This is a genomic window from Pseudomonas sp. Sample_9, assembly GCF_004307535.1.
Taxonomy (GTDB): domain Bacteria; phylum Pseudomonadota; class Gammaproteobacteria; order Pseudomonadales; family Pseudomonadaceae; genus Aquipseudomonas; species Aquipseudomonas mercuritolerans.
In genome coordinates this window covers 1-22,297 of the sequence record NZ_RAZO01000353.1, presented here as the reverse complement: position 1 = coordinate 22,297, position 22,297 = coordinate 1, and the positions used below count along the sequence as shown (strand labels likewise).

Annotated in this window: 22 protein-coding genes and 1 pseudogene; 7 read left to right on the top strand and 16 right to left on the bottom strand. The window is 60.1% G+C overall.

Annotated features, from left to right (window positions below):
• Positions 1-134 precede the first annotated feature (134 nt).
• The 4 genes from D6877_RS20310 (at position 135) to D6877_RS20295 (ending at position 5,407) form a co-directional block, all read left to right on the top strand.
• Positions 135-1,907, top strand: coding sequence for an N-acetylglutaminylglutamine amidotransferase (locus D6877_RS20310; RefSeq protein ID WP_130911914.1), 1,773 nt, complete (start codon positions 135-137; stop codon positions 1,905-1,907).
• 3 nt (positions 1,908-1,910) lie between these two features.
• On the top strand, positions 1,911-3,659 hold the full coding sequence (gene ngg / locus D6877_RS20305; RefSeq protein WP_130911913.1) for an N-acetylglutaminylglutamine synthetase: 1,749 nt from the start codon (positions 1,911-1,913) through the stop codon (positions 3,657-3,659).
• Positions 3,660-3,819: 160 nt separating this feature from the next.
• Entirely contained in the window at positions 3,820-5,010 is a 1,191-nt protein-coding gene (locus tag D6877_RS20300; RefSeq protein ID WP_130911912.1) for an osmoprotectant NAGGN system M42 family peptidase, read from the top strand.
• A gap of 169 nt (positions 5,011-5,179) precedes the next feature.
• Entirely contained in the window at positions 5,180-5,407 is a 228-nt protein-coding gene (locus D6877_RS20295) for a YheU family protein (protein WP_003172962.1), read from the top strand.
• A gap of 5 nt (positions 5,408-5,412) precedes the next feature.
• Here D6877_RS20295 and csrA read toward each other — a convergent pair whose 3' ends face one another.
• The 3 genes from csrA to D6877_RS20280 all read right to left on the bottom strand — a co-directional run bounded on the left by csrA (position 5,413) and on the right by D6877_RS20280 (position 6,943).
• Positions 5,413-5,598, bottom strand: coding sequence for a carbon storage regulator CsrA (csrA, locus tag D6877_RS20290; RefSeq protein WP_024013891.1), 186 nt, complete (start codon positions 5,596-5,598; stop codon positions 5,413-5,415).
• A 132-nt stretch (positions 5,599-5,730) separates the two neighbouring features.
• Entirely contained in the window at positions 5,731-6,063 is a 333-nt protein-coding gene (locus D6877_RS20285; protein WP_130911911.1) for a YnfA family protein, read from the bottom strand.
• Positions 6,064-6,127: 64 nt separating this feature from the next.
• Positions 6,128-6,943 (bottom strand): SDR family oxidoreductase, encoded by an 816-nt coding sequence (locus tag D6877_RS20280; RefSeq protein WP_130911910.1) that lies wholly within the window; start codon positions 6,941-6,943, stop codon positions 6,128-6,130.
• A gap of 331 nt (positions 6,944-7,274) precedes the next feature.
• Between D6877_RS20280 and D6877_RS20275 the strand changes: the two genes are divergently transcribed.
• Positions 7,275-7,427: a DUF3309 family protein gene (locus D6877_RS20275; RefSeq protein WP_003183939.1), complete on the top strand. Its 153-nt coding sequence runs from the start codon at positions 7,275-7,277 to the stop codon at positions 7,425-7,427.
• A gap of 77 nt (positions 7,428-7,504) precedes the next feature.
• Here the strand turns inward: D6877_RS20275 and D6877_RS20270 are convergent, their stop codons facing one another.
• The 10 genes from D6877_RS20270 to D6877_RS20225 form a co-directional block, all read right to left on the bottom strand.
• Positions 7,505-9,598, bottom strand: coding sequence for an LTA synthase family protein (locus D6877_RS20270; protein WP_130911909.1), 2,094 nt, complete (start codon positions 9,596-9,598; stop codon positions 7,505-7,507).
• A gap of 314 nt (positions 9,599-9,912) precedes the next feature.
• Positions 9,913-10,518: an START domain-containing protein gene (locus D6877_RS20265; RefSeq protein ID WP_130911908.1), complete on the bottom strand. Its 606-nt coding sequence runs from the start codon at positions 10,516-10,518 to the stop codon at positions 9,913-9,915.
• A 40-nt stretch (positions 10,519-10,558) separates the two neighbouring features.
• Positions 10,559-10,813, bottom strand: coding sequence for a YkgJ family cysteine cluster protein (locus D6877_RS20260; protein WP_016770949.1), 255 nt, complete (start codon positions 10,811-10,813; stop codon positions 10,559-10,561).
• Positions 10,814-10,976: 163 nt separating this feature from the next.
• Positions 10,977-11,450, bottom strand: a complete 474-nt coding sequence (locus D6877_RS20255) for a translation initiation factor 2 (protein ID WP_130911907.1) — start codon at positions 11,448-11,450, stop codon at positions 10,977-10,979.
• Positions 11,451-11,528: 78 nt separating this feature from the next.
• Positions 11,529-12,968, bottom strand: coding sequence for a PLP-dependent aminotransferase family protein (locus D6877_RS20250; RefSeq protein WP_024013893.1), 1,440 nt, complete (start codon positions 12,966-12,968; stop codon positions 11,529-11,531).
• A 200-nt stretch (positions 12,969-13,168) separates the two neighbouring features.
• A complete protein-coding gene (locus D6877_RS20245) occupies positions 13,169-13,981 on the bottom strand; it encodes an OmpA family protein (RefSeq protein WP_101156315.1) in 813 nt (270 codons plus the stop codon).
• Positions 13,978-14,340, bottom strand: a complete 363-nt coding sequence (locus tag D6877_RS20240; RefSeq protein ID WP_038860459.1) for a DUF4398 domain-containing protein — start codon at positions 14,338-14,340, stop codon at positions 13,978-13,980. The genes D6877_RS20245 and D6877_RS20240 overlap by 4 nt, the downstream gene beginning before the upstream one ends.
• A 9-nt stretch (positions 14,341-14,349) precedes the next feature.
• Positions 14,350-15,171 carry a transporter substrate-binding domain-containing protein gene (locus D6877_RS20235; protein ID WP_130911906.1) on the bottom strand — a complete coding sequence of 274 codons (822 nt, stop codon included), beginning with the start codon at positions 15,169-15,171 and terminating at the stop codon, positions 14,350-14,352.
• Positions 15,172-15,252: 81 nt separating this feature from the next.
• Positions 15,253-16,182, bottom strand: a complete 930-nt coding sequence (locus tag D6877_RS20230) for an FAD-binding protein (protein ID WP_130911905.1) — start codon at positions 16,180-16,182, stop codon at positions 15,253-15,255.
• Positions 16,183-16,932, bottom strand: coding sequence for an electron transfer flavoprotein subunit beta/FixA family protein (locus tag D6877_RS20225; RefSeq protein ID WP_007908338.1), 750 nt, complete (start codon positions 16,930-16,932; stop codon positions 16,183-16,185). It lies immediately after the preceding gene.
• 550 nt (positions 16,933-17,482) lie between these two features.
• Between D6877_RS20225 and D6877_RS20220 the strand changes: the two genes are divergently transcribed.
• Positions 17,483-19,147 (top strand): electron transfer flavoprotein-ubiquinone oxidoreductase, encoded by a 1,665-nt coding sequence (locus D6877_RS20220; protein WP_130911904.1) that lies wholly within the window; start codon positions 17,483-17,485, stop codon positions 19,145-19,147.
• 74 nt (positions 19,148-19,221) lie between these two features.
• Here the strand turns inward: D6877_RS20220 and D6877_RS30020 are convergent.
• Positions 19,222-19,314 (bottom strand): annotated as a pseudogene (locus tag D6877_RS30020) (metal ABC transporter ATP-binding protein); the annotation flags it as partial.
• 17 nt (positions 19,315-19,331) lie between these two features.
• On the bottom strand, positions 19,332-20,222 hold the full coding sequence (locus D6877_RS20210) for an AraC family transcriptional regulator (RefSeq protein WP_064361232.1): 891 nt from the start codon (positions 20,220-20,222) through the stop codon (positions 19,332-19,334).
• Between the two features lie 190 nt (positions 20,223-20,412).
• On the opposite strand from D6877_RS20210, the gene D6877_RS20205 reads away from it, so the two are divergent.
• Positions 20,413-21,465: an alcohol dehydrogenase catalytic domain-containing protein gene (locus D6877_RS20205; protein WP_016770957.1), complete on the top strand. Its 1,053-nt coding sequence runs from the start codon at positions 20,413-20,415 to the stop codon at positions 21,463-21,465.
• 9 nt (positions 21,466-21,474) lie between these two features.
• Here the strand turns inward: D6877_RS20205 and D6877_RS20200 are convergent, their stop codons facing one another.
• Positions 21,475-22,278, bottom strand: a complete 804-nt coding sequence (locus D6877_RS20200; protein ID WP_130911919.1) for an IclR family transcriptional regulator — start codon at positions 22,276-22,278, stop codon at positions 21,475-21,477.
• Between the last annotated feature and the right edge of the window lie 19 nt (positions 22,279-22,297).

Genomic DNA, 22,297 nt, shown 5'->3' with positions numbered 1-22,297 from the left:
CACGGTGCTGCCACGGCGCCTTATAACTTATCGATCTAAAACTCCCCCTACCGTGACAGGTCAGTTTCTGAGTACCCGCACTTTTCGCGCGGTACGGCTTGACCTTCCCCAACGGAAAAACCGGTAAGGACTTTATGTGCGGATTAGCTGGCGAGTTACGTTTTGATCAACAACCTGCAGACCTTGCAGCGATCGAGAGAATCACCCATCACCTGGCCCCTCGCGGCCCTGACGCGTGGGGCTTCCATGCCCAAGGGCCGATTGCCCTGGGCCATCGACGCCTGAAAATCATGGACCTGTCGGACGGCTCGGCGCAGCCGATGATCGACAGCCAACTGGGCCTGTCCCTGGCGTTCAACGGTGCGATCTACAACTTCCCGGAACTGCGCGCAGAGCTTGAAGCACTGGGTTACGCCTTCTACTCCGGCGGCGACACCGAAGTGCTGCTCAAGGGTTATCACGCCTGGGGCGAGGCACTGCTGCCGAAACTCAACGGCATGTTCGCCTTCGCCATTTGGGAGCGTGATGCCCAGCGCCTGTTCATCGCCCGTGATCGTCTCGGCGTCAAGCCGCTGTACCTGTCGCGCACCGGCCAACGCCTGCGCTTCGCCTCGGCACTGCCGGCGCTGCTCAAGGGCGGCGATATCAACCCGATTCTTGATCCGGTGGCGCTCAATCACTATCTGAACTTCCATGCGGTGGTGCCTGCGCCGCGCACCTTGCTGGCCGGTATCGAAAAACTGCCGCCGGCCACCTGGATGCGCGTTGAAGCCGATGGCCGCACCGAGCAGAAAACCTGGTGGACCCTGCCCTACGGCCCGAATGAAGACGAGAAAAACCTCAATCTGGAAGACTGGGTTGATCGCGTCCTCGACAGCACTCGCGAAGCGGTGGCGATCCGTCAGCGTGCGGCAGTGGACGTCGGTGTGTTGCTTTCGGGCGGTGTCGATTCGAGCATGCTCGTCGGCCTGTTGCGCGAAGTCGGTGTAGAGAATCTGTCGACCTTCTCCATCGGTTTCCAGGATGCCGGCGGCGAGCGCGGCGACGAATTCCAGTATTCGGACCTGATCGCCAAACACTACGGCACTCGCCACCATCAGTTGCGCATCGACGAGAAAGAAATCATCGAGCAACTGCCCGCCGCGTTCCGGGCGATGAGCGAGCCGATGGTCAGCCACGACTGCATCGCGTTCTATCTGTTGTCCCGCGAAGTGGCCAAGCACTGCAAAGTGGTGCAGAGCGGCCAAGGCGCGGACGAACTGTTTGCCGGTTACCACTGGTATCCGCAGGTCGACGGCGCGGCGGATCCATACGCGGCCTACCGCGATGCGTTCTTCGATCGCAGCTACGACGACTACGCGGCCACTGTGCAGCCGAAATGGCTGGTCGACCACGATGCGGCGGGCGATTTCGTCAAACAGCATTTTGCCCAGCCCGGCGCCGATGCTGCCGTGGACAAGGCGCTTCGTCTGGACAGCACGGTGATGCTGGTCGATGACCCGGTCAAACGCGTCGATAACATGACCATGGCCTGGGGCCTGGAAGCGCGTACGCCGTTTCTCGACTATCGATTGGTCGAGCTGTCAGCCCGTGTGCCAGGTCAATTCAAGCTGCCCGATGGTGGCAAACAAGTGCTCAAAGAAGCTGCGCGCCGGGTCATTCCAAGCGAAGTGATCGACCGCAAGAAAGGCTACTTCCCGGTGCCGGGTCTCAAGCACTTGCAGGGCGACACGCTCAACTGGGTGCGCGAGCTGCTGCTGGATCCGAGCCAGGATCGCGGCCTCTTCAACCCGTCCATGCTCGACAAGCTTCTGACTGATCCGCAAGGCCAACTGACCCCGTTGCGCGGCTCGAAACTGTGGCAACTGGCGGCCCTGAACCTGTGGCTCAGTGAACAAGGAATCTGATTGATGAAACCCCATGCCACGTCCATCAACCAACGCCTGTTGCGTGGTCAGGCCCCCTCGTATGAACGTTTGCAGGCGCGCCTGGCCGAAGACGGCAGCGAGCCTGCCAGCGCCCCGATTGCTGTGCATTGCGGTTGGGGCCGGCTGCTGATCGGTCACACCTTTCCCGACCCGGCGTCGCTGGCGCAGGAGCTGCTCAACGAGCAGCCCGGCGAACGCGATATCGCGCTGTACGTCGCCGCACCGCAGCAGATTCTCGGCCTGGAGCCGACGCAGCTGTTTCTCGATCCATCCGACACTCTGCGCCTGTGGTTCAGCGATTACCGGCAGGCCACGCGGGTGTTTCGCGGCTTCCGCATTCGTCGCGCGCAGAGCGAAACCGACTGGCAGGGCATCAACCGTTTGTACCAGGCCCGCGGCATGTTGCCGATCGATCCGGAGCTGCTCACCCCGCATCATCAGGGCGGCCCGGTGTACTGGCTGGCGGAAGACGAGGACAGCGGCGCGGTGATCGGCAGTGTCATGGGTCTCAATCATGAAAAAGCCTTCAACGACCCGGAACACGGCAGCAGCCTGTGGTGCCTGGCGGTCGACCCGCATTGTTCGCGGCCGGGCGTCGGTGAAGTGCTGGTGCGACATCTGGTCGAGCACTTCATGAGTCGCGGTCTGGCTTATCTGGATCTGTCGGTGCTGCACGACAATCGTCAGGCGAAAAACCTCTACGCCAAACTGGGTTTTCGCAACCTGCCGACCTTCGCCATCAAGCGCAAGAACGGCATCAACCAGCCGCTGTTTCTCGGCCCGGGCCCGGAGGCGAATTTCAATCCTTACGCGCGGATCATCGTCGAAGAAGCGCATCGACGCGGTATCGACGTGCAAGTCGATGACGCCGACGCCGGGCTGTTCACCCTCAGCCACGGCGGCCGTCGCGTGCGCTGCCGCGAGTCGCTGAGCGACCTGACCAGCGCGATCAGCATGACCTTGTGCCAGGACAAAAGCCTGACCCACAAGGTGTTGAAGGCCGCAGGCTTGAAACTGCCGGCACAGCAACTGGCGGGCAATGCCGACGACAATCTGGCCTTCCTCGATGAACACCAACGGGTGGTGGTCAAACCCCTCGACGGTGAACAGGGCCATGGCGTCGCGGTGGATCTGCGCACCATCGAAGAAGTGCAGAAGGCCATCGAAACCGCCAAGCAGTTCGACAGTCGCGTGCTGTTGGAAAGCTTCCACGAAGGTCTCGATCTGCGCATTGTGGTGATCGGTTTTGAAGTGGTCGCGGCGGCGATTCGCAAGCCCGCCGAAGTGGTCGGCGATGGTCAGCATTCCATTGGTGCGCTGATCGAAGCGCAGAGCCGCCGCCGGCAAGCCGCCACCAGCGGCGAAAGCAAGATTCCGCTGGACCACGAAACCCAACGCACGCTGCATGCGGCCGGCTATGACTACAGCAGCATCCTGCCGGCCGGCGAGCATCTGTTCGTGCGGCGCACCGCCAATCTGCACACCGGCGGGACGCTGGAAGATGTGACCGACATTCTTCATCCAACCCTGGTCGACGCGGCAGTGCGTGCGGCGCGCGCGCTGGACATTCCAATGGTCGGGCTCGATCTGATGGTGCCGGCGGCGGATCAGCCCGAGTACGTGTTCATCGAAGCCAACGAACGCGCCGGCCTCGCCAACCACGAACCGCAGCCGACGGCGGAACGCTTTGTCGATCTGTTGTTTCCGCATAGTCAGCCGGCTGTTTCGTGATTATGAAACGCCTCTACTGACGCCTTCGCGAGCAGGCTCGCTCCCACAGGGTGAATGCATTCCAAATGTGGGAGCGAGCCTGCTCGCGAAGAGGCCCTGAACGTCACCACCAATTTTCCTCATCGAAACCATCGATGTGCTCAACCCATCAGGAGTTTCCATGACCACACAAATCCCTGAACCGGATCTGGCTTACCTGCAAAAAGTCCTGCTGGAAATGCTCGCCATTCCCAGCCCTACCGGGTTCACCGACACCATCGTGCGCTACGTCGCCGAGCGTCTCGAAGAGCTGGGCATTCCGTTTGAAATGACCCGGCGCGGCACCATTCGCGCGACGTTGAAGGGCAAAAAGAGCAGCCCTGACCGCGCCGTGTCTGCGCACCTGGACACCATCGGCGCCGCCGTGCGTGCGGTGAAAGACAACGGTCGCCTGACCCTCGCCCCGGTCGGTTGCTGGTCGAGCCGCTTTGCCGAGGGCAGCCGGGTCAGCCTGTTTACCGACACTGGGGTGATTCGCGGCAGCGTGTTGCCGCTGATGGCGTCCGGGCACGCCTTCAACACCCAGGTCGATGAAATGCCGATCAGTTGGGACCATGTCGAGCTGCGTCTGGACGCCTACTGCGCGACCAAGGCCGATTGCGAATCGCTGGGCATTCATGTCGGTGACGTGGTGGCGTTCGATCCGCTGCCGGAGTTCACCGAAAGCGGCCATATCAGCGCCCGCCACCTCGACGACAAGGCCGGTGTTGCCGCATTGCTCGCTGCTCTGAAGGCGATTGTCGACAGCGGCCAGGAATTGAACATCGATTGCCATCCACTGTTCACCATCACCGAAGAGACCGGAAGCGGTGCAGCGGCGGCATTGCCGTGGGACGTCAGCGAGTTTGTCGGCATCGACATCGCACCGGTCGCCCCCGGCCAGCACTCGAGCGAACACGCCGTGAGCGTGGCGATGCAGGATTCGGGCGGGCCGTATGACTATCACCTGTCGCGGCATCTGTTGCGTCTGGCTGATGAAAACGAATTGCCGGTGCGCCGTGACATGTTCCGCTATTACTTCAGCGATGCGCACTCGGCGGTCACCGCCGGCCACGACATCCGCACCGCCCTGCTCGCTTTCGGCTGCGATGCCACCCACGGCTACGAACGCACGCACATCGACAGCCTGGCGGCGCTCAGTCGCTTGCTCGGCGCGTACATTCTGAGCCCGCCGGTGTTCGCCAGCGATGCGGCACCGGCCAATGCTTCACTGGATCGCTTCAGCCATCAGATCGAGCATGACACGCAGATGGAAAGCGAAACCCGCGTGCCGCCGGTGGACAGTCTGGTGGGGCAGCGTTCTGACAGTTGAGCCTTCGGTGAACAGATAACCGCTTTCGCGAGCAGGCTCGCTCCCACAGGGATCGCATTTCAAAGGTGGGAGCGAGCCTGCTCGCGAATGGGCCGGCAAGACCGATACAGAACTGGCAGACAAAACCCAATCCCCGTAGCATCCCGACATTGATTTGACCGAGGTGCCCATGCTCATTCCCCACGACGCGCTTGAAGTCGACACCCTCACCCGCTTGATCGAGGACTTCGTCACCCGCGACGGTACCGACAACGGCGATGACACCCCGCTGGAAACCCGCGTCCTGCGCGTGCGCCAGGCATTGACCAAGGGCCAGGCCCTGATCGTGTTCGACCCGGAAAGCGAGCAGTGCCAGCTGATGCTCAAGCACGACGTACCCAAGCACCTGTTCGACTGAAACCGTCAGCCAGCCTTCGCTGCGGCCTCCTTGCGCTTGATCCGGTCATAGACCTCGGCGCGGTGCACATGGACTTTCTTTGGCGCCTCGACGCCGAAGCGCACGCTGGAGCCGTTGACCGACAGAACACGCAGGGTGATGTCGTCTCCGATTGAAATCAACTCACCGACCACACGGCTGAGTACAAGCATGGGATTCATCCTTCAGGACTGGCAAACCCTGAAGATGCGCGGCTTACAGCGGCTGCACAATGCACGACGAGCAAATCAGTCTTGCCCTACACGCACCCACGCCCGCAGCTGTCAGACGCTTCGCACAGAAAATCAGGCGACGGAAAAGCGCGGCCCGAACAGAATGATGCTGGCACCAACCACGCACAGCGCCATGCCGATCCAGTCCGAGCCCAGCGGACGCACCCGCTCGACCACCGCCAGCCAGCCAATCGAAGCAACGATGTAGATCCCGCCATACGCCGCATAGGCGCGCCCGGCGTAGGCCGCTTCAACACGGGTCAGTAATAGCGCGAACAGGGTCAGGCTGAGCAACGCGGGTATCACCCACAAAGCACTCTTGCCCTGGCGCAGCCACATGTAGAACGCAAAACAGCCGGCGATTTCAAACAGCGCCGCAAGGAAGAACCACAAGTAATTGAGCATGGAGGCATCTCGACAGGGTGACCGTTGGCGGCCACCCTAACGACGCGGCGGGCATCGAACAAGATCAAGCGTTGTTTTGTTTGGCCTTGGCGCGCATTTTCTCGGCCATGGAAGTCATTTCGTTGTAGAGCAGTTGCGGATTCTTCTGTTTCAGCGCCCAGGCCATGCGCCCTTGTTCGTGGGGCAGGATCATGAACTCGCCAGCAGCGACTTGCTGATAGATGTAGTCAGCGATGTCGGCTGCACTGATCGGCGAACTTTCCAGCAACTTGCCAACCTGGGCTTTCATCGCCGGCGTCGGGCCGCGGAAAGAGTCGAGCAAGTTGGTCTGGAAGAAGGACGGGCAAACCACATGCACCGCCACTTCCTGCTGTGACAGTTCGATCAGCAGACTTTCCGACAACGCCACCACACCGGCCTTGGCCACGTTGTAGTTGCTCATCGCCGGGCCTTGCATCAACGCGGCCATGGAGGCGATGTTGATGATCTTGCCCTTGCTTTGTTCCAGCAGCGGCAGGAACGCCTTGCAGCCCTTGACCACACCCATCAGATTGATCGCGATCTGCCAGTCCCAGTCTTCCAGCGACAACTCGCTGAAGAATCCGCCCGAGGCGACGCCGGCATTGTTGACGATGATGTCGATGCCGCCGAGCTTCTCTTCGCAGGCCTGGGCGAAGGCGGTGAGCTGGCTGTAATCGCGCACGTCACAGCGCTGGATGAAGCCGTCACCGCCCGCCTCGCGCACCAGTTTCAGGGTTTCCTGCAGGCCGGGTTCACTGACATCGGACAAGGCCAGCCGCCAGCCTTCACGGGCCCAGCGCAGCGCGATTTCGCGACCCAGGCCTGAGCCTGCACCAGTGATCATCATGCGATTTTGCATAGCGGACAGCCTTGTTGTTCCGGGAGAGATGTGCCGAGTGTAGCGAAGGTTCTACCGCCACCCACGCTCCATCCAGTTGCTGAATGGAGGATCAAAAGATTACTGCCGTCATCGTTTTCCGGTTGCTCTCCTGTAGGAGCTGACGAGTGCAACGAGGCTGCGATCTTTTTGCTGGAAAGGAAATAACCGAGCAATCCAAATACATTAAAAAAACATTGAATTATTTTTCATCGGCGCAAGTCGGAACATGTAAGCCGGCTGGTATTTAGTTGCTCTCCAGCTGCCCACTGAGCATCAAGACTCTTCCAGACTCTGAACAAGGAAATCACCCATGGGCACAATTCTAATCATCATCCTGATCCTGTTGCTGATCGGTGGTCTGCCGGTCTTCCCGCACTCCAGAAGTTGGGGTTATGGCCCGTCGGGTATTATCGGCGTGGTGTTGGTCGTGCTGCTGGTGCTGTTGTTACTCGGCAAGATATGACGATTTGAAGCTGTAAAAAAAGAGGCCCTTGTTCAAGGGCCTCTTTTTTATTGCGTAGACTTTTTGTTAACCCGGCATCACTCCGGCGTGCCGTGAATCACACCGGCGGTATTGTCGAGCAGGCTCTTGGTCGCGGTTTGCAGGAACGCTTCAAGTTTGAGTCTGAGTTCGGCAGTACGCGGCGCGTCCGGCACAACTTCGGCGTGCGGGTTGGCACCGAGTTGGTACTGCCAGATTTTCGGCCCCATGTCCTTGTCACGCGGCAGCACCAGAATCTGGTCGGCGGTGACGATGGCGGTGGTCTGCTCGCTGCCCGATGGCTTGATCACACCGAAACCGGTGTCGCCCTGCGGCAGGTTGAGCAGGTCACGACCCCAGCACTGGTGACGCACTTCACCACCGAGACGGCCCATGATGGTCGGCACGATGTCGATCTGCGTGCCCACGGTGTGGTCACGGGCACCGAACTTCTGCTGAATGCCCGGGGCGATCATCAGCATCGGCACGTTGAAGCGCCCCAGGTCCATTTCGGTGATCTGGCGCTCGTTGCCGAAGCCGTGGTCGCCGACGATGACGAACAGGGTTTCGTTGAAGTACTTCTCTTTGCGCGCCTTCTCGAAGAACTGGCCGAGCGCCCAGTCGGAGTAGCGCATGGCGGTCAGGTGTTCGTTGAGGCTGCCACGGTCAGTGACACGCTCGACCGGCAACGGCGTCGGCAAGGCGTACGGCGTGTGATTGGACAGGGTTTGCAGCAGCGCGTAGAACGGCTTGCCGTTTTCCCGCGCCTTCAGTTCCTGCAGGCCACGATCGAACATGTCCTGGTCGGAAACGCCCCAGGTCGGATCGGAGAACACCGGATTGACGAAGTCGTTGCGGCCAACGAAGTTGGTCATGCCCTGGTTGCTGAAGAAGCCCGACTGGTTGTCCCAGGCGAAATCGCCGTTGTAGACGTACACGTCGTCGTAGTCGCGGGCACTGAGCACCTGCGGCAGGCCGGACAGCTTGTGGCTGCCTTCCGGGGTCTGCATCAGGTATTCGAAGCCAGGCAGGTTCGGGAAGCAGGCCATGGTCGCGAACATGCCCTGGTGGGTGTGGGTGCCGTTGGAGAAGAAGCGGTCGAACAGCAGGCCTTCCTTGGACAGCTTGTCCAGGTAAGGCGTGATGTTGCCCGGAGCACCCAAGGCGCCAACCGAGTGACCAGCCATGCTTTCCATCAGGATCACGACGACGTTCTTGATCGGCAGGGTCTTGTCGGCTGGCGGCGTGTAATCACGGCGCACGGCGGCAATATCGGCGTCGACCAGTTTGTCGTCAGGCATGAGCAGCATGTCACGGACGATTTTCTGCGCCTGTTCCTGCGGCAGCGTGGCCTTCCAGATATTGTCGCGATCCTCGCCCATGCGCGACTTGGCGGCTTCGATCAGCGACAGCGTGGCGTTGAGACCGAGCTGGTTGGCGAAGTTGGAATCAGTCGTGTACACGTCACCCCAGCGCATCGGCGGGCCTTGACGCAGGGTGCCACGGGCGGCAACCACACAGATCAACAGGCAGACCACGAACACCGCGAGACGGGTGTACCACGGCGCGATCTGACGGGTGCCGACGCTGCCACCGCTGAAAGGGCCGCGCGGGCGGGTGGCACGGTCAGCGCCTTTAAAGGCAAGTGTCAGGATCACGGTGCCGATCACCCACGCCAGCAGGTAGCGCACCACCGGAAAGCCGTACCAGAGCATGCTCATCACGGTTTTCGGGTCTTCCTTCACATACTGGAATACCAGACCGTTGAGGCGCTGGTGGAACTCGCGGTAGAAGTCCATCTCCATCAGGCCGAGGAACAGGGCGATGCTCGATGCGATGGTCAGCCACAGGCGGAAGAAACCGCGCGCGGCCATGGCCCGGGCACTGAACAGCGCCAGCACCAGCGGAATGCACAGGTACACCACCAGGCGCAGGTCGAAACGCAGACCGTTGACGAACGCTTCGAGGAAGGTCGCTGCCGGCGTGTCGAGGATCATCTCGCGGTTGTAGGCCAGCAGCGCGAGGCGCAGCGCGGAAAACATGACCATCATGACCAGTGCGCACAACAGCGTGTAGGCCAGATGCGATTTGACGGTCGGTTGCAGCAGGCGAGCAGAAGATCGCTGCTGATTCAGGGCGTCCGGGTTTGCCATGTCGTTTTAGGACCCATTGGAAGTTGAAGTTGCAAAAATACAGCGGCGCCAGGCCCTCTATTGGTCATTCCAGACCCCGGGGCGTGCGCGGTGCGCAAATGTTGCACGATCGTTCACACCATTGCCATTGAATACTGCCCTGCTCTTCGAGACTTTCATGCAAAGGGCTGGCGGCGCTATGGCAGGCAACAAGTGCGGGCGGATTGTCTTGGAGACTTTGTGAAAATTTCGTGCAACGAATATCTGGAAATACAATTTAGAGACAAAACAAAACGCCCCGAACCGGTCGGGGCGTTTTGCTTAGAGCGTGAAGGTTATTTCTCGGCGCGTTGTTTCAGCGCTTTCAGGGTATTGAATGGCGCATCGACAACAAACTTGTTGGCGACCATGGCCGGCACGCTGCCACCCGGCTCGGTGTGCACTTGATAAGTTACTTCAACCTGATCGCCTTTCGGCACGAACTTCCAGAAGCCTTTGACTTGCTGGACCCGGACGAAACCTTTTTCTTCCGGCAGGTAGGTCGGCACACCTTCAAGATTACGGGTCAGGCTGCCATCGGCGCCTTCAATAGTGGTGATCTTCAGCACCGAATCACGCGGGGTCACCGGCCATGGCGTGTTGAATTGCGAATAGGTCCAGCTCAGATCGCCTTCGTGCTTGAGCAGTTTCTGGCTCTTGCATTCGTGAATCCAGGCACAGGCGCCCGAGACGTCTTCCTGCAAGGCGCGCAGTTTGGCGACGGTGGTCTTCATCAGCGCGACGCCCTGATAGGACTTGTAGTCCGAACCGGGTATTTCACTCAGGGAAACCTTGATGCCATCTTCGTTCTTGGCAACTTTCCAGTCTTCCGCCTGGGCGACCGAAGTGGCAAGTACGGCAGTCAGACCACACAACACAGCGATACGGTGCAGCGAACCCATAGTGTTATTCCTTATTGTTGAAGTTCCGTTGGTGAACACATCACGCCGCCGTCATCTGCTCCCACCAGCCGATCAATCTGATCGCTTCTTCCGAACTGCTGCCGCACACCTCGACATCCGCAGCGAAGCCCGAGCAGACGGCCGGGCGTTCCGGACGGCCGAAAATGCTGCACAGATTATCGACCGACAGTTGCACGCAACGTTCGCCGGCGGGTTTGCCATCGGGCATGCCGGGGATCGGCGAACTGATGGAGGGGGCAATGCAGCAAGCGCCACAGCCTTCACGGCATTTCATGACGAACAGATCCTCGCGACGGGCGATGTGTAAAGAGACGGGAAACAGAGTAACCGCTAAAACGACTGTTTCAAATTGCTACGAGCGGCTTTTCAACGATAAGTAAAAGTGACCGGGCAGTCTCCGACGAAGCGTCTGCTCTGCGCGTTGCAGAGTGCTGCATCTATTGCTTGAATTCAAAATCCAGCGCTGCGCCTTCGACATCGCGCCGTGCTTCGTTGCGCAGTTGCAGCTGCATTTCGTTGCTGAGCAAGCGGCCGTTGAGCTGGAAGCCGTTGTCTTTCTCGCCAAACATCTGCGGCAGGATCGCCTCGCGCTTGGGCAGCTCCACGGCGCCCTCGGGCTTCAACTCTTCAACCATATCCTTGGGCAGGCTGAGATCGAGTTTTGCCGACGGCAATTTGGTCTTCGCTACTTCGCTGGCGGATTTCGATTTCGAAGCCACCGGGCGGCGCTTCTTCACCGTGGCGTTTTTTTTCGCCTGAGCTTTTTTTGCGGGAGTCGCGGACTTGGCTGCTTTGTTCGCCGTACTCGTCGCTGCCGGTTTTTCCTGGGCTGCGGCCGCCAGGACACCCGGTGCCTGACCGACCATCAGCAAACCCAGCAATACCCACGCGGCAGGAACAATCGCTTTCATGGACCCAACGAACTAACGGCAGAGGGCCACATGCTCGCCTGTTGTGCGTCACATGACAAGCATCACCTCCCTGCTCGTTCAGAATCCGCCAGCGGTTTCCTGACACAGTTGGGTGGCCAACAGGCCCAGCGTCATCAGCGCCCGCTCCGCCTCGCGGTTCCACGGAATGCCGCAATTGAGGCGGATACAGTGGTTGAACTGCTCGGTATTACTGAAGATCAGCCCCGGTGCGATGCTGATGCCTTGTTGCAGCGCGCGAACATGCAATTCCTGGGTGTTGACCCGCCCCGGCAAACTCACCCAGAGGATAAAACCGCCCGTGGGCCGGGACATTTGCGTGCCCTCGGGGAAGTGCTGCTGCACCGCCAGCTGAAACGCACTGAGGTTTTTCCGATATTCCTGGCGGATGTAGCGTAAATGCCGGTCATAACCGCCGTTTTCCAGATACGCGGCAATCGCCATCTGCGTGACGCTACACGCCGAATGGGTACTGAAGGTTTGCAGGCGCTGGATCTCCTGCTGATACTTGCCGGCAATCATCCAGCCGATGCGTACACCCGGCGACAGGGTTTTGGAGAAGCTCGAGCAGTAGATCACCCGATCCAGACGATCGTAGGCCTTCAGTGCCTTGGTACGGCCCTGTTCGAACATCAGTTCGCCGTAGATATCGTCTTCGACAATCTGAATGTCGAAATCCGAGGCCAGCCGCAGCAACTGTTTCTGCCGCTCTTCCGGCATGGTCCCGCCGAGGGGATTGCTCAGGCGCGTGGTCAGCACCAGCGCCTTGATCGACCATTGGTTGGCGGCCAGTTGCAAGGCTTCCAGACTCATGCCAGTGGCGGGGTCACTGGGGATTTCGATGACTTTCAGGCCGAGCAGATCGGCCAGTTGCAGCAGGCCGTAATAAGTCGGCGATTCGGCAGCAATCAGATCGCCCGGCCGGGTCAGCACGCGCAACGACATCTGTAAAGCGTCGACACAGCCGTGGGTGATCACCACTTCCGATGGATCGACCACCACGCCAGCGTCACGCATGCGAATCGCCACTTGCCGGCGCAGCGGTTCGAAACCGGGGCTGAACATGTAGCTGAACGCCCGAGGGCTGTGGAACCGGGTGACCTTGGCCAATTGCTGATGCAGCGCGCGCACCGGCAGATAATCGACACTCGGCACCGCAGCACCCAGCGGAAACACGCCTTCGCGGCGCGATTCGACCAATACCTGTTGAATGATGCTGCTGCGCGTCACCAGCCCCGGCCGTTCGACCCGGGCAATGTCCGGCGTCGGCGCGGTCAGCGCCGGGGTCTGGTGTACGTAATAACCCGACTGTGGCCGGGCGCGAATCAGGCCCTGATCCTCAAGGTTGGCGTAAGCCTGCAACACCGTCGCATGGCTGACGTTGAGCTGCGAACTCATCTTGCGCACCGAAGGCACGCGCTCCCCCGGTTGATAAACACCACGGCGGATGTCTTCGGCCAGTTGCTGAGCAATACGTTGGTAGAGCAAGAGATTGGTCATGACGCAGCACTCGATTTCACGGGCGTTTTATTCTTGTCTGAAACAATACCGGAACAGTTTAGAAGTGTACTGGGACAGTTGCCAGATTACTCGACCATACAGTGTGGTGTCTGCCCTATCTGTACGGTTTTGCGCGGCAATCGACAGACGTAAAAAAGCCCGGCACTGCATGACAGTCCGGGCTTCCCAGAGACGCAACCTCAGCGGGCGGCGCCGAGCTGGCCTTTTTCGTCGGAGAACACAATTTCCACACGGCGGTTCTGCGCCCGTCCACGCTCGGAGGCGTTGGCGTCGACCGGGAACTGATCGCCGTAACCTTCGACCTGAATGCGTTTTTCGTCGATACCCAGATCGACCAGCACGTCAGCCACCGACTGCGCACGATCGCGAGACAGTTTGAGGTTTTCCTGCTTGCCACCGGTGCTGTCGGTGTAACCCTCGATGCGCACAACGCGCTTGGGATTCAGTTGCAGGAACTGGACGATCTTCAGTACGACGCGGTTGGCCGAGTTTTTCAGTTCCGCCTGGCCGGTGTCGAACAACACGTCGCCGAGGGTCATGACCAGACCACGATCAGTCTGTGTAGTGGCCAGCGCCACGATCTGTTCCTCCAGCCACTTGCCTTGTTGCTGCACGCTAAGCAGCTTCGATTCGCGCAGGGCCAGTTGCAGACGTTGCCGCTCAAGCTCGAGCTTGGCTGCGCGCTCCTCATTGAGCGCCTGATTGGTGTGTTCGCGGGCGATTTCGCTGTAGCGCTGGCTCAGGTAGGCGTAATGCACCACGTCGGCACCGCTGCCCCAATAGGTCGACAGCCGATCGGCGCGGGCCAGGGACTCGCCGGCGCGGATCACGTCCTTCGGCGCGATGCGCAGCACGTTGGAATCTTCCTTGACCTTCTGGAAATCAGCGCCGGCCTGTTGCAGTGCCGCCTCGCTGTGCTGGCCGGCGCAGCCGTACAGGCTGGCGCAACCGGCAAGAAGCAGAATGCCCAGAGCGTTGGACTTGAGGCTCATTGCGCTTCCCCCAGTTGCAGCTGCTTGCGCAGGCGGACAATGCGGGTATTGAGCACATTCAGCTGCTCTTCGCTTTTTTTCGTCAGCACCTTGGCCTCGGCCAGACGTGCATCCAGTTCGGCCTGCTCGGCACGCATGCGCGCGTTGCGATAGGACTCGTCGGCCATGCTGCCTTTGGCGCGGTTGTATTTTGTTTCGGCCAGCTGCATTTCCGGCACTTCATCAGCGGTAGCGCCGACTGCCTTGGCCTGCACGATGGCTTGTTCGGTCAAACGCATTTGTTCACTGGGTGCCGGATCGGATGCGCACCCGGCCAGGGCCAGAACGGCCACAGCCGCGAAAAGAGGTCGAATACTCACTAAGAATCCCTACTGTTTTGGGGCACTGACAGGTTGCGGCGGCTGTTGCTGTTGCGCCTTCCAGCGCTCGATGTTGCGTTGCAGCGCGGCTTCCGTCAGTCCGGACGCGGGCAATTCTGTCATCTTTTTGGCGAGCTGTCCGCGCAACCACGGATCGTTGCAGGCCGAGTTATGCGAAACCGCGAGGAACAGACCCGGCCGGTCGATGGGTTGTTCGAACGCCAGCAGATCGCTGGTCATGCCCAATGTCTGCGCGGCGGCCAGGCCTGAGTAACGTCCGGCGAGGACATATTCCACCTCGCCCAACAGCAATTTCTGTAGTGCCTCGGTAAGGTTTGCTGTGCGGGTCAGGGTCAGATTCTGTTCAGCGAAAGTGCCGAATGCCTGGGTCATTCGAGACTTTTCCGACACCGCACCGGCGTGGCCTTTCAGGTCGATCGCCTCGCCGTAGGTCAGCGTCGAACCTTTGCGGGTCCACACCAGGTAATCGTTTTCCAACAGTGGCGGATGGATGTAGTCGAGGTTCTCCAGCTCATTCACAGTCAGCGGCGCGTCGGCGAGCATGTCCATGCGCCCGCTGCGCACTTCATCAAGGGCCTGCGAGCGTTTGCCGGCATACAGCAGATCGACTTTGATACCCAGATCCTTGGCCACTTGCTGCAACAGATCGGCACTGGCGCCGATCAAGCGCTTGGGGTTTTGCGGGTCCTGCCACAGGTACGGCGGCGCGTCAGGGCTGCCGGTGACGACCAGGCGCTCGCACTTGCCAGCGGCCATGGCCAAACCTGGCAACAGCACCCATCCCAACAACCATCCGCAGCGCAGATCCATGGCAAAACGCTCCCCACTCAAATTCGAGACAAAAAAAAGCCCGACCAACAGGCCGGGCTCTTTATAAGTGAAGCCGCCGGATTAGACCAGCTTCTCCAGCTCAGGTACTGCTTCGAACAGATCCGCCACCAGACCGTAATCGGCCACCTGGAAGATCGGCGCTTCTTCGTCCTTGTTGATCGCAACGATCACCTTGGAGTCTTTCATGCCGGCCAGATGCTGGATCGCGCCGGAGATGCCGACGGCGATGTACAGCTGTGGCGCAACGATCTTGCCGGTCTGACCGACCTGCATGTCGTTCGGTACGAAACCTGCGTCGACCGCAGCGCGCGAAGCGCCAACAGCCGCGCCGAGCTTGTCGGCCAGCGCGTACAGGTGTTTGAAGTTGTCACCGTTCTGCATGCCGCGACCGCCGGAAACGACGATCTTGGCAGCGGTCAGCTCAGGACGATCGGACTTGGCCAGCTCTTCGCTGACGAAGCTCGAAGTACCGGCGTCGTGCGCAGCGCCAACAGCTTCAACGGCAGCCGAACCACCTTCAGCAGCAACCGGATCGAAACCGGTGGCACGCACGGTGATCACTTTGATCGCGGCGGTCGATTGCACGGTGGCGATGGCGTTACCGGCGTAGATCGGACGCTTGAAAGTGTCAGCGCTTTCTACCGAAATGATCTCGGAGATCTGGTCAACGTCCAGCGCAGCAGCAACGCGCGGCAGGATGTTTTTGCCGTTGGAAGTGGCGGCAGCCAGAATGTGGCTGTAACCCTTGCCCAACTCTGCAACCAGAGGAGCAACGTTTTCCGGCAGCTGATGCGCGTAAGCGGCGTTGTCAGCATTCAGGACTTTGCTCACCCCAGCGATCTTCGCAGCGGCTTCGGCCACCGGGCCTGCGCCCTGACCTGCAACCAGTACGTTGATGTCGCCGCCGATTTTGGCAGCAGCGGCCACGGTGTTCAGCGTGGCCGGGGCCAGCACTTTGTTGTCGTGTTCAGCAATAACCAAGATAGTCATTTAGATTACCTTCGCTTCGTTCTTGAGTTTTTCAACCAGTTCAGCCACCGACTTGACCTTGATGCCCGCGCTACGTGCAGCCGGCGCTTCGACTTTCAGAGTCTTGTTGGTGGAGGCGGTGGAAACGCCCAAAGCGTCCGGAGTCAGCACTTCGAGAGGCTTCTTCTTGGCTTTCATGATGTTTGGCAGGGACGCGTAGCGCGGCTCGTTCAAACGCAGGTCGGTGGTGACGATGGCCGGCAGTTTCAACGAAACGGTCTGCGCGCCGCCGTCGATTTCGCGGGTCACGGCAACGCTGTCGCCGGAGACTTCGACTTTCGAAGCGAACGTGCCCTGACCGTAGCCGCTCAATGCCGCGAGCATCTGGCCGGTCTGGTTGTTGTCGCTGTCGATCGCCTGTTTGCCAAGGATCACCAGCTGCGGCTGTTCCTTGTCGACGACAGCCTTGAGCAGCTTGGCCACGGCCAGCGAGGTCAGGTCTTCAGCGGATTCGACGAGGATGGCGCGATCGGCACCCAGAGCCAGTGCGGTACGCAGCTGTTCCTGAGCGGTGGTCGGGCCGATGGAGACGACGACGATTTCAGTCGCAACGCCCTTCTCTTTCAGGCGTACGGCTTCTTCCACGGCGATTTCGCAGAATGGGTTCATCGACATCTTGACGTTGGCGAGGTCGACGCCGGAATTGTCCGCCTTGACGCGGACCTTGACGTTGTAATCCACAACGCGTTTGACAGCTACAAGAACCTTCATGGATTCCTCGTTACTCTCCGGTGAAAAGAAAGTCGCCTAGGCGAACCTGGCGGATGATGCTCATCGGGCGACAAGGGCACCTCTAAAAACGCCGGCTTGAATGTGAGGTGATTCACTTCGCGAAGGGAGGTGACCGTTCGTCAGGGGTGACTGTCGGGTCATTCATTCCCACGCTGTGTAAACTGCGCGCCGGACTTGCGCTGCGCATCACCGTCTACTGCCTGTGCCCTGTCTTTAGAGGTGCTCTTGAAACCGCCAGTCTGCCTACGGCGAGCGCAAAACCGCCCGTATCTTGACCGGAACGCCCATTCTGGTCAATACGCCAAAATGCCCTGTCATAAGCCGCGCTTCTTTGATTTATCAGGGCTGGAGGCGATTCAAACAAACGTTTGTATTGGACGCTCGGAGTGGTGTAGATATAATGCGCCGCCTAGAGAGAAAGGTGGATTCGCCAATATTCCCTTTGACGTTAACGTAAAGGCAATATGGATGCGAGATCAAACCTCCATATTAGAAAAAAAACTGTTGAGCCTTGAGTAGGAGATAGCCTGTGGAACGCGAATACATGGAATTCGACGTCGTCATCGTCGGTGCCGGCCCCGCTGGTCTGTCCGCCGCCTGCCGCTTGAAGCAGAAGGCCGCTGACGCCGGTAAGGAAATCAGCGTCTGCGTGGTCGAAAAAGGCTCCGAAGTCGGCGCGCACATCCTCTCCGGTGCGGTGTTCGAACCCCGCGCCCTGAACGAATTGTTCCCGGACTGGAAAGCACTCGGCGCGCCGCTGAACACGCCCGTCACACGCGATGACATTTTCGTGCTGAAAAACGCTGACAGCGCGCAGAAGATTCCTGACTTCTTTGTGCCCAAGACCATGCACAACGAAGGCAACTACATCATCTCCCTGGGCAACCTGTGCCGCTGGCTGGCTCAGCAGGCGGAAAACCTCGGTGTGGAAATCTACCCGGGCTTCGCCGCTCAGGAAGCGCTGATCGATGAAAACGGCGTAGTGCGCGGGATCATCACCGGTGATCTGGGCGTCGACCGCGAAGGCAACCCGAAAGAAGGCCTGTACACCCCGGGCATGGAACTGCGTGGCAAATACACGCTGTTCGCCGAAGGCTGCCGTGGCCACATCGGCAAGCAACTGATCAAGCGCTACAACCTCGACAGCGATGCCGACGTCCAGCACTACGGCATCGGCCTGAAAGAAATCTGGGAAGTCGACCCGGCCAAGCATCAGCCAGGCCTGGTGGTGCACACCGCCGGCTGGCCGCTGGACATCATGGGCACCGAGAACACCGGCGGCTCGTTCCTCTATCACCTGGAAAACAATCAGGTGGTGGTCGGTCTGATCGTCGACCTGTCCTACAGCAACACTTACCTGTCGCCGTTCGATGAGTTCCAGCGCCTCAAGCATCACCCGGTGCTCAAGCAATATCTGGAAGGCGGCAAGCGCGTCAGCTACGGCGCCCGCGCCATCGCCAAGGGCGGCCTGAACTCGCTGCCGAAAATGGTCTTCAAGGGCGGAGCGCTGATCGGTTGCGACCTCGGCACCCTGAACTTCGCCAAGATCAAAGGCAGCCACACGGCGATGAAATCCGGCATGCTCGCGGCAGAATCGGTAGCCGATGCGCTGTTCGCCGAGCAGGATTGCACCGTCGAACTGACCTCTTACGTCGACGCGTTCAAGAACAGCTGGCTGCACGAAGAACTGTTTGCCAGCCGTAATTTCGGCGCAGCGATTCACAAGTACGGCGCAATCATCGGCGGTGGTTTCAACTGGCTGGACCAGAACATCTTCGGCGGCAAACTGCCGTTCACCCTGCGCGACACCAAGCCGGATTACGCCTGCCTCAAGCTCGCGGCCGACTGCAAGAAGATCGACTACCCGAAACCTGACGGCAATCTGAGTTTCGACAAACTCAGCTCGGTGTTCATCTCCGGTACCAACCACGAAGAAGAGCAGCCGTGCCACTTGAAGCTGACCGACCCGAGCATCCCGATCAGCAAGAACCTGCCGCTGTACGACGAACCGGCGCAGCGTTACTGCCCGGCCGGCGTATACGAAGTGATCACCAAGGAAGACGGCGAGAAGCGCTTCCAGATCAACGCCCAGAACTGCGTGCACTGCAAGACCTGTGACATCAAGGACCCTGCGCAGAACATCACCTGGGTGGCACCGGAAGGTGCCGGCGGCCCGACTTACCCGAACATGTAAGTCGAAACGCTGAACAACAAGGCTCCCGAAATGGGGGCCTTTTTGTTGCCCAAAATTCCTCTGCCACCACAAAACAACTGTGGGAGCGAGCCTGCTCGCGAAAGCGGTGTGTCATATAAAGATGATGTCGACTGATCCAGCGCCTTCGCGAGCAGGCTCGCTCCCACAGGGGATTATCGGCGGATCAGGCAGCGCGCTCTTCCCCCGGACTGCGTTCGAAGTAACGCTTGTATTCGCGACTGAATTGCGACGTGCTCTGATACCCCACCCGATGCGCCACCTGCGCCACGCCCAGCCCTTCAGCCACCAGCAGCGTCTGCGCCTTCAACAAACGTAAACGCTTGAGATACTGCACCGGCGACAACAATGTGCTGCGTTTGAAATGCTCATGAAACGTCGACACGCTCATGTTCGCGCAACCGGCCAATGTCTCGACATTCAGCGGCTCGGTGTAATGCGCATGCAGATGGCTGATAGACGCCGCCACCCGAGCGAATTGCCCTTGCTGTTCGACCAATGCACGCAATACATCCGCCTGCGGCCCGCGCAGCGCGACGAACAATAACTCGCGAACCCGTGCCGGGCCGAGAATCTGGCATTCCAGCGGATCGTGCAGACAACTGAGCAGCCGCTCGACACAACCGCGCATGCCATCGTCGAGCACCACCGAGGTCATCGACTCCGGCGTCTGCGCCGGAATATGCCGACCCGGCGCCAGCCCCATGGCCAGCACCAGTTCGCCGAGCAGGACGCGATCTATCGCCACCGACACACCGAGCAATGGCGCATCGGGCAAGGCAAAGGTTTCGCATTCGAACGGCACCGGCAGCGCCTGGATCAGATAATGCCCGGCGCCGTACTCCATGGTTCGTGGGCCGAGGAACGCCAGTTTGCTGCCCTGGGCGATGATCATCAGGCTCGGCTCGTAGATATGCGGGCCACGGGCGACGTCGCAACTGGCGCGCAAGATCTGCACGCCGGGCAGGCCGGTCTGGCTGTAGCCATCGCGCAGCGCCAGCGGTTCGATCAGCGAAACCAGCCGGGCATTGGCATCAAGATGACGGGTCAACTGCATCGAATAGGTCTTCGTAAAATTCACGGAAAAAGGGATGAAAACATCATCGCAGATCCGCTGGCCAATGCGATCGCCGAAACCCGCATGCCGGAGGATTAGGCATGAGACCCGGAGAAATCGTCATGGCCGCACCCGCCTCTGGCGCCCAGAATTCACCGCCTCACTTGTCACTGTTTTTGCGAGGTCACCCATGTACACCGCCATCGGCTATGCCGCCCAATCGGCCACCACGCCCCTCGCCCCGATGAAATTCGAACGCCGTAGCCCGCGCGCCGACGACGTGGCGATCGAAATTCTCTACTGCGGCGTCTGCCATTCCGACATCCATCAGGCACGCAACGAATGGGGCATCGCCGTTTATCCGCTGATGCCTGGCCATGAGATCGTCGGAAAAGTCACCGCAGTCGGTGCGAATGTCACCCGTCACAAAGTAGGCGATCTGGTTGGCGTCGGCTGCATGGTCGACTCCTGCCGCAGCTGCGAAGCCTGCCAGGCGAACCTCGAGCAATATTGCCTCGAAGGCCCGACCATGACCTACGCCACCCCGGATCGGGTTGATGGCAGCAACACCATGGGCGGTTATTCGGACAGCATCGTGGTCAGTGAGCACTTCGTTGTGCGCATCCCCGAGAAACTGGCTCTGGCCAGCGCCGCACCGATTCTCTGTGCCGGTATCACCACCTACTCGCCGCTCAAGCACTACGGCGTCAAGGCCGGTGACAAGGTCGGGATTCTCGGCATGGGCGGCCTCGGCCATATGGGGATCAAGTTCGCCAAGGCCATGGGCGCTGAAGTGACGCTGTTCACCCGCTCGGCGAGCAAGGCGGAAGAAGGTCGCCGTCAGGGCGCCGATCACGTCATCGTCTCCACCGATGCCGAGCAGATGAAGGCCGCTGCCGGCTACTTCGACTTCCTGCTCGACACCATTCCGGTGCAACACGATTTGAACCCGTACCTCGACACCCTGCGTTTCGACGGCGTGCACATTCTGGTCGGGCTGATCGAGCCAGTGAACCCGCCCGTGCACGCCGGCAAACTGGTGATGAGCCGCCGCGTACTGGCCGGGTCCTTGATCGGTGGTATCGCCGAAACCCAGGAAGTGCTGGATTTCTGCGCCGAGCACAACATCACCTGCGACATCGAAATGCTCGACATCCGCCAGATCAACGAAGCCTACGCGCGGATGATTGCCGGTGATGTGAAGTACCGCTTCGTCATCGACATGGCGACGCTGAAGGCCTAAACCTTAGGGCTATACCTTCAAACCAAGCTCCGCCGACAGCCGGGTTGTGACCCCTTTGAGCAGGGGGATCAACTCGGCCATTTTTTCCAGCGGCATGTACGGCACGGTGCTGGCGATACTGATCGCCGCGACAATGCCCTTGCTCGCGTCACGAATCGGCGCCGCCACGCAGCGGATCGACGGTTCGTTGTCTTCCAGATCGAACGCGTAGCCACCGGCGACGTATTCGCCCATGCGCTGCTCAAGCTGTTCCCACGACTGCTGGGGATGCTGCGGCCAGAACTGACTTTTGCCACCCGCCGGCAGGCTGATGTCGTACAGCCGCCGCCAATCCTGCGGCGAATCATCGAGCATCAAGGCCTTGCCGATACCGGTGCGCACCAGCGGCATGCGATGGCCAACCCGCGAGCGCATTTCCGGGCCGTTGCGTCCGGGATTCTTCAATAGATACAGCACTTCGTCGCCTTCGCGAATGCCCAAGTGCACGGTATCGCCGGTCAGTGCCGAGAGCTCGTCCAGATACGGCCCGGCCAACGTCACCAGCGGCAACTCTTCGCGGGCCTGGAAGCCCAGTTCGATCAGTTTCGGCCCAAGCAGATAACCGATCTGCGGCACCACGCGCAGATAACGCTCGTCGACCAGACAGCTGGCCAGACGATGGGTAGTGCTGCGCGTGGTGCCGATCAGCCGGGCGATCTCCTTGAGATCACGCGCGCCACTGGCCACTGCCTGCACCACACCGAGGCCGCGCAGCAGCGTCTGGGTGCCAGTGGGCGTGGCGTCCTTGGTTTTTTCCGGGGCGTCTTCCTGCATATCCAGCCTTTTACCGTTG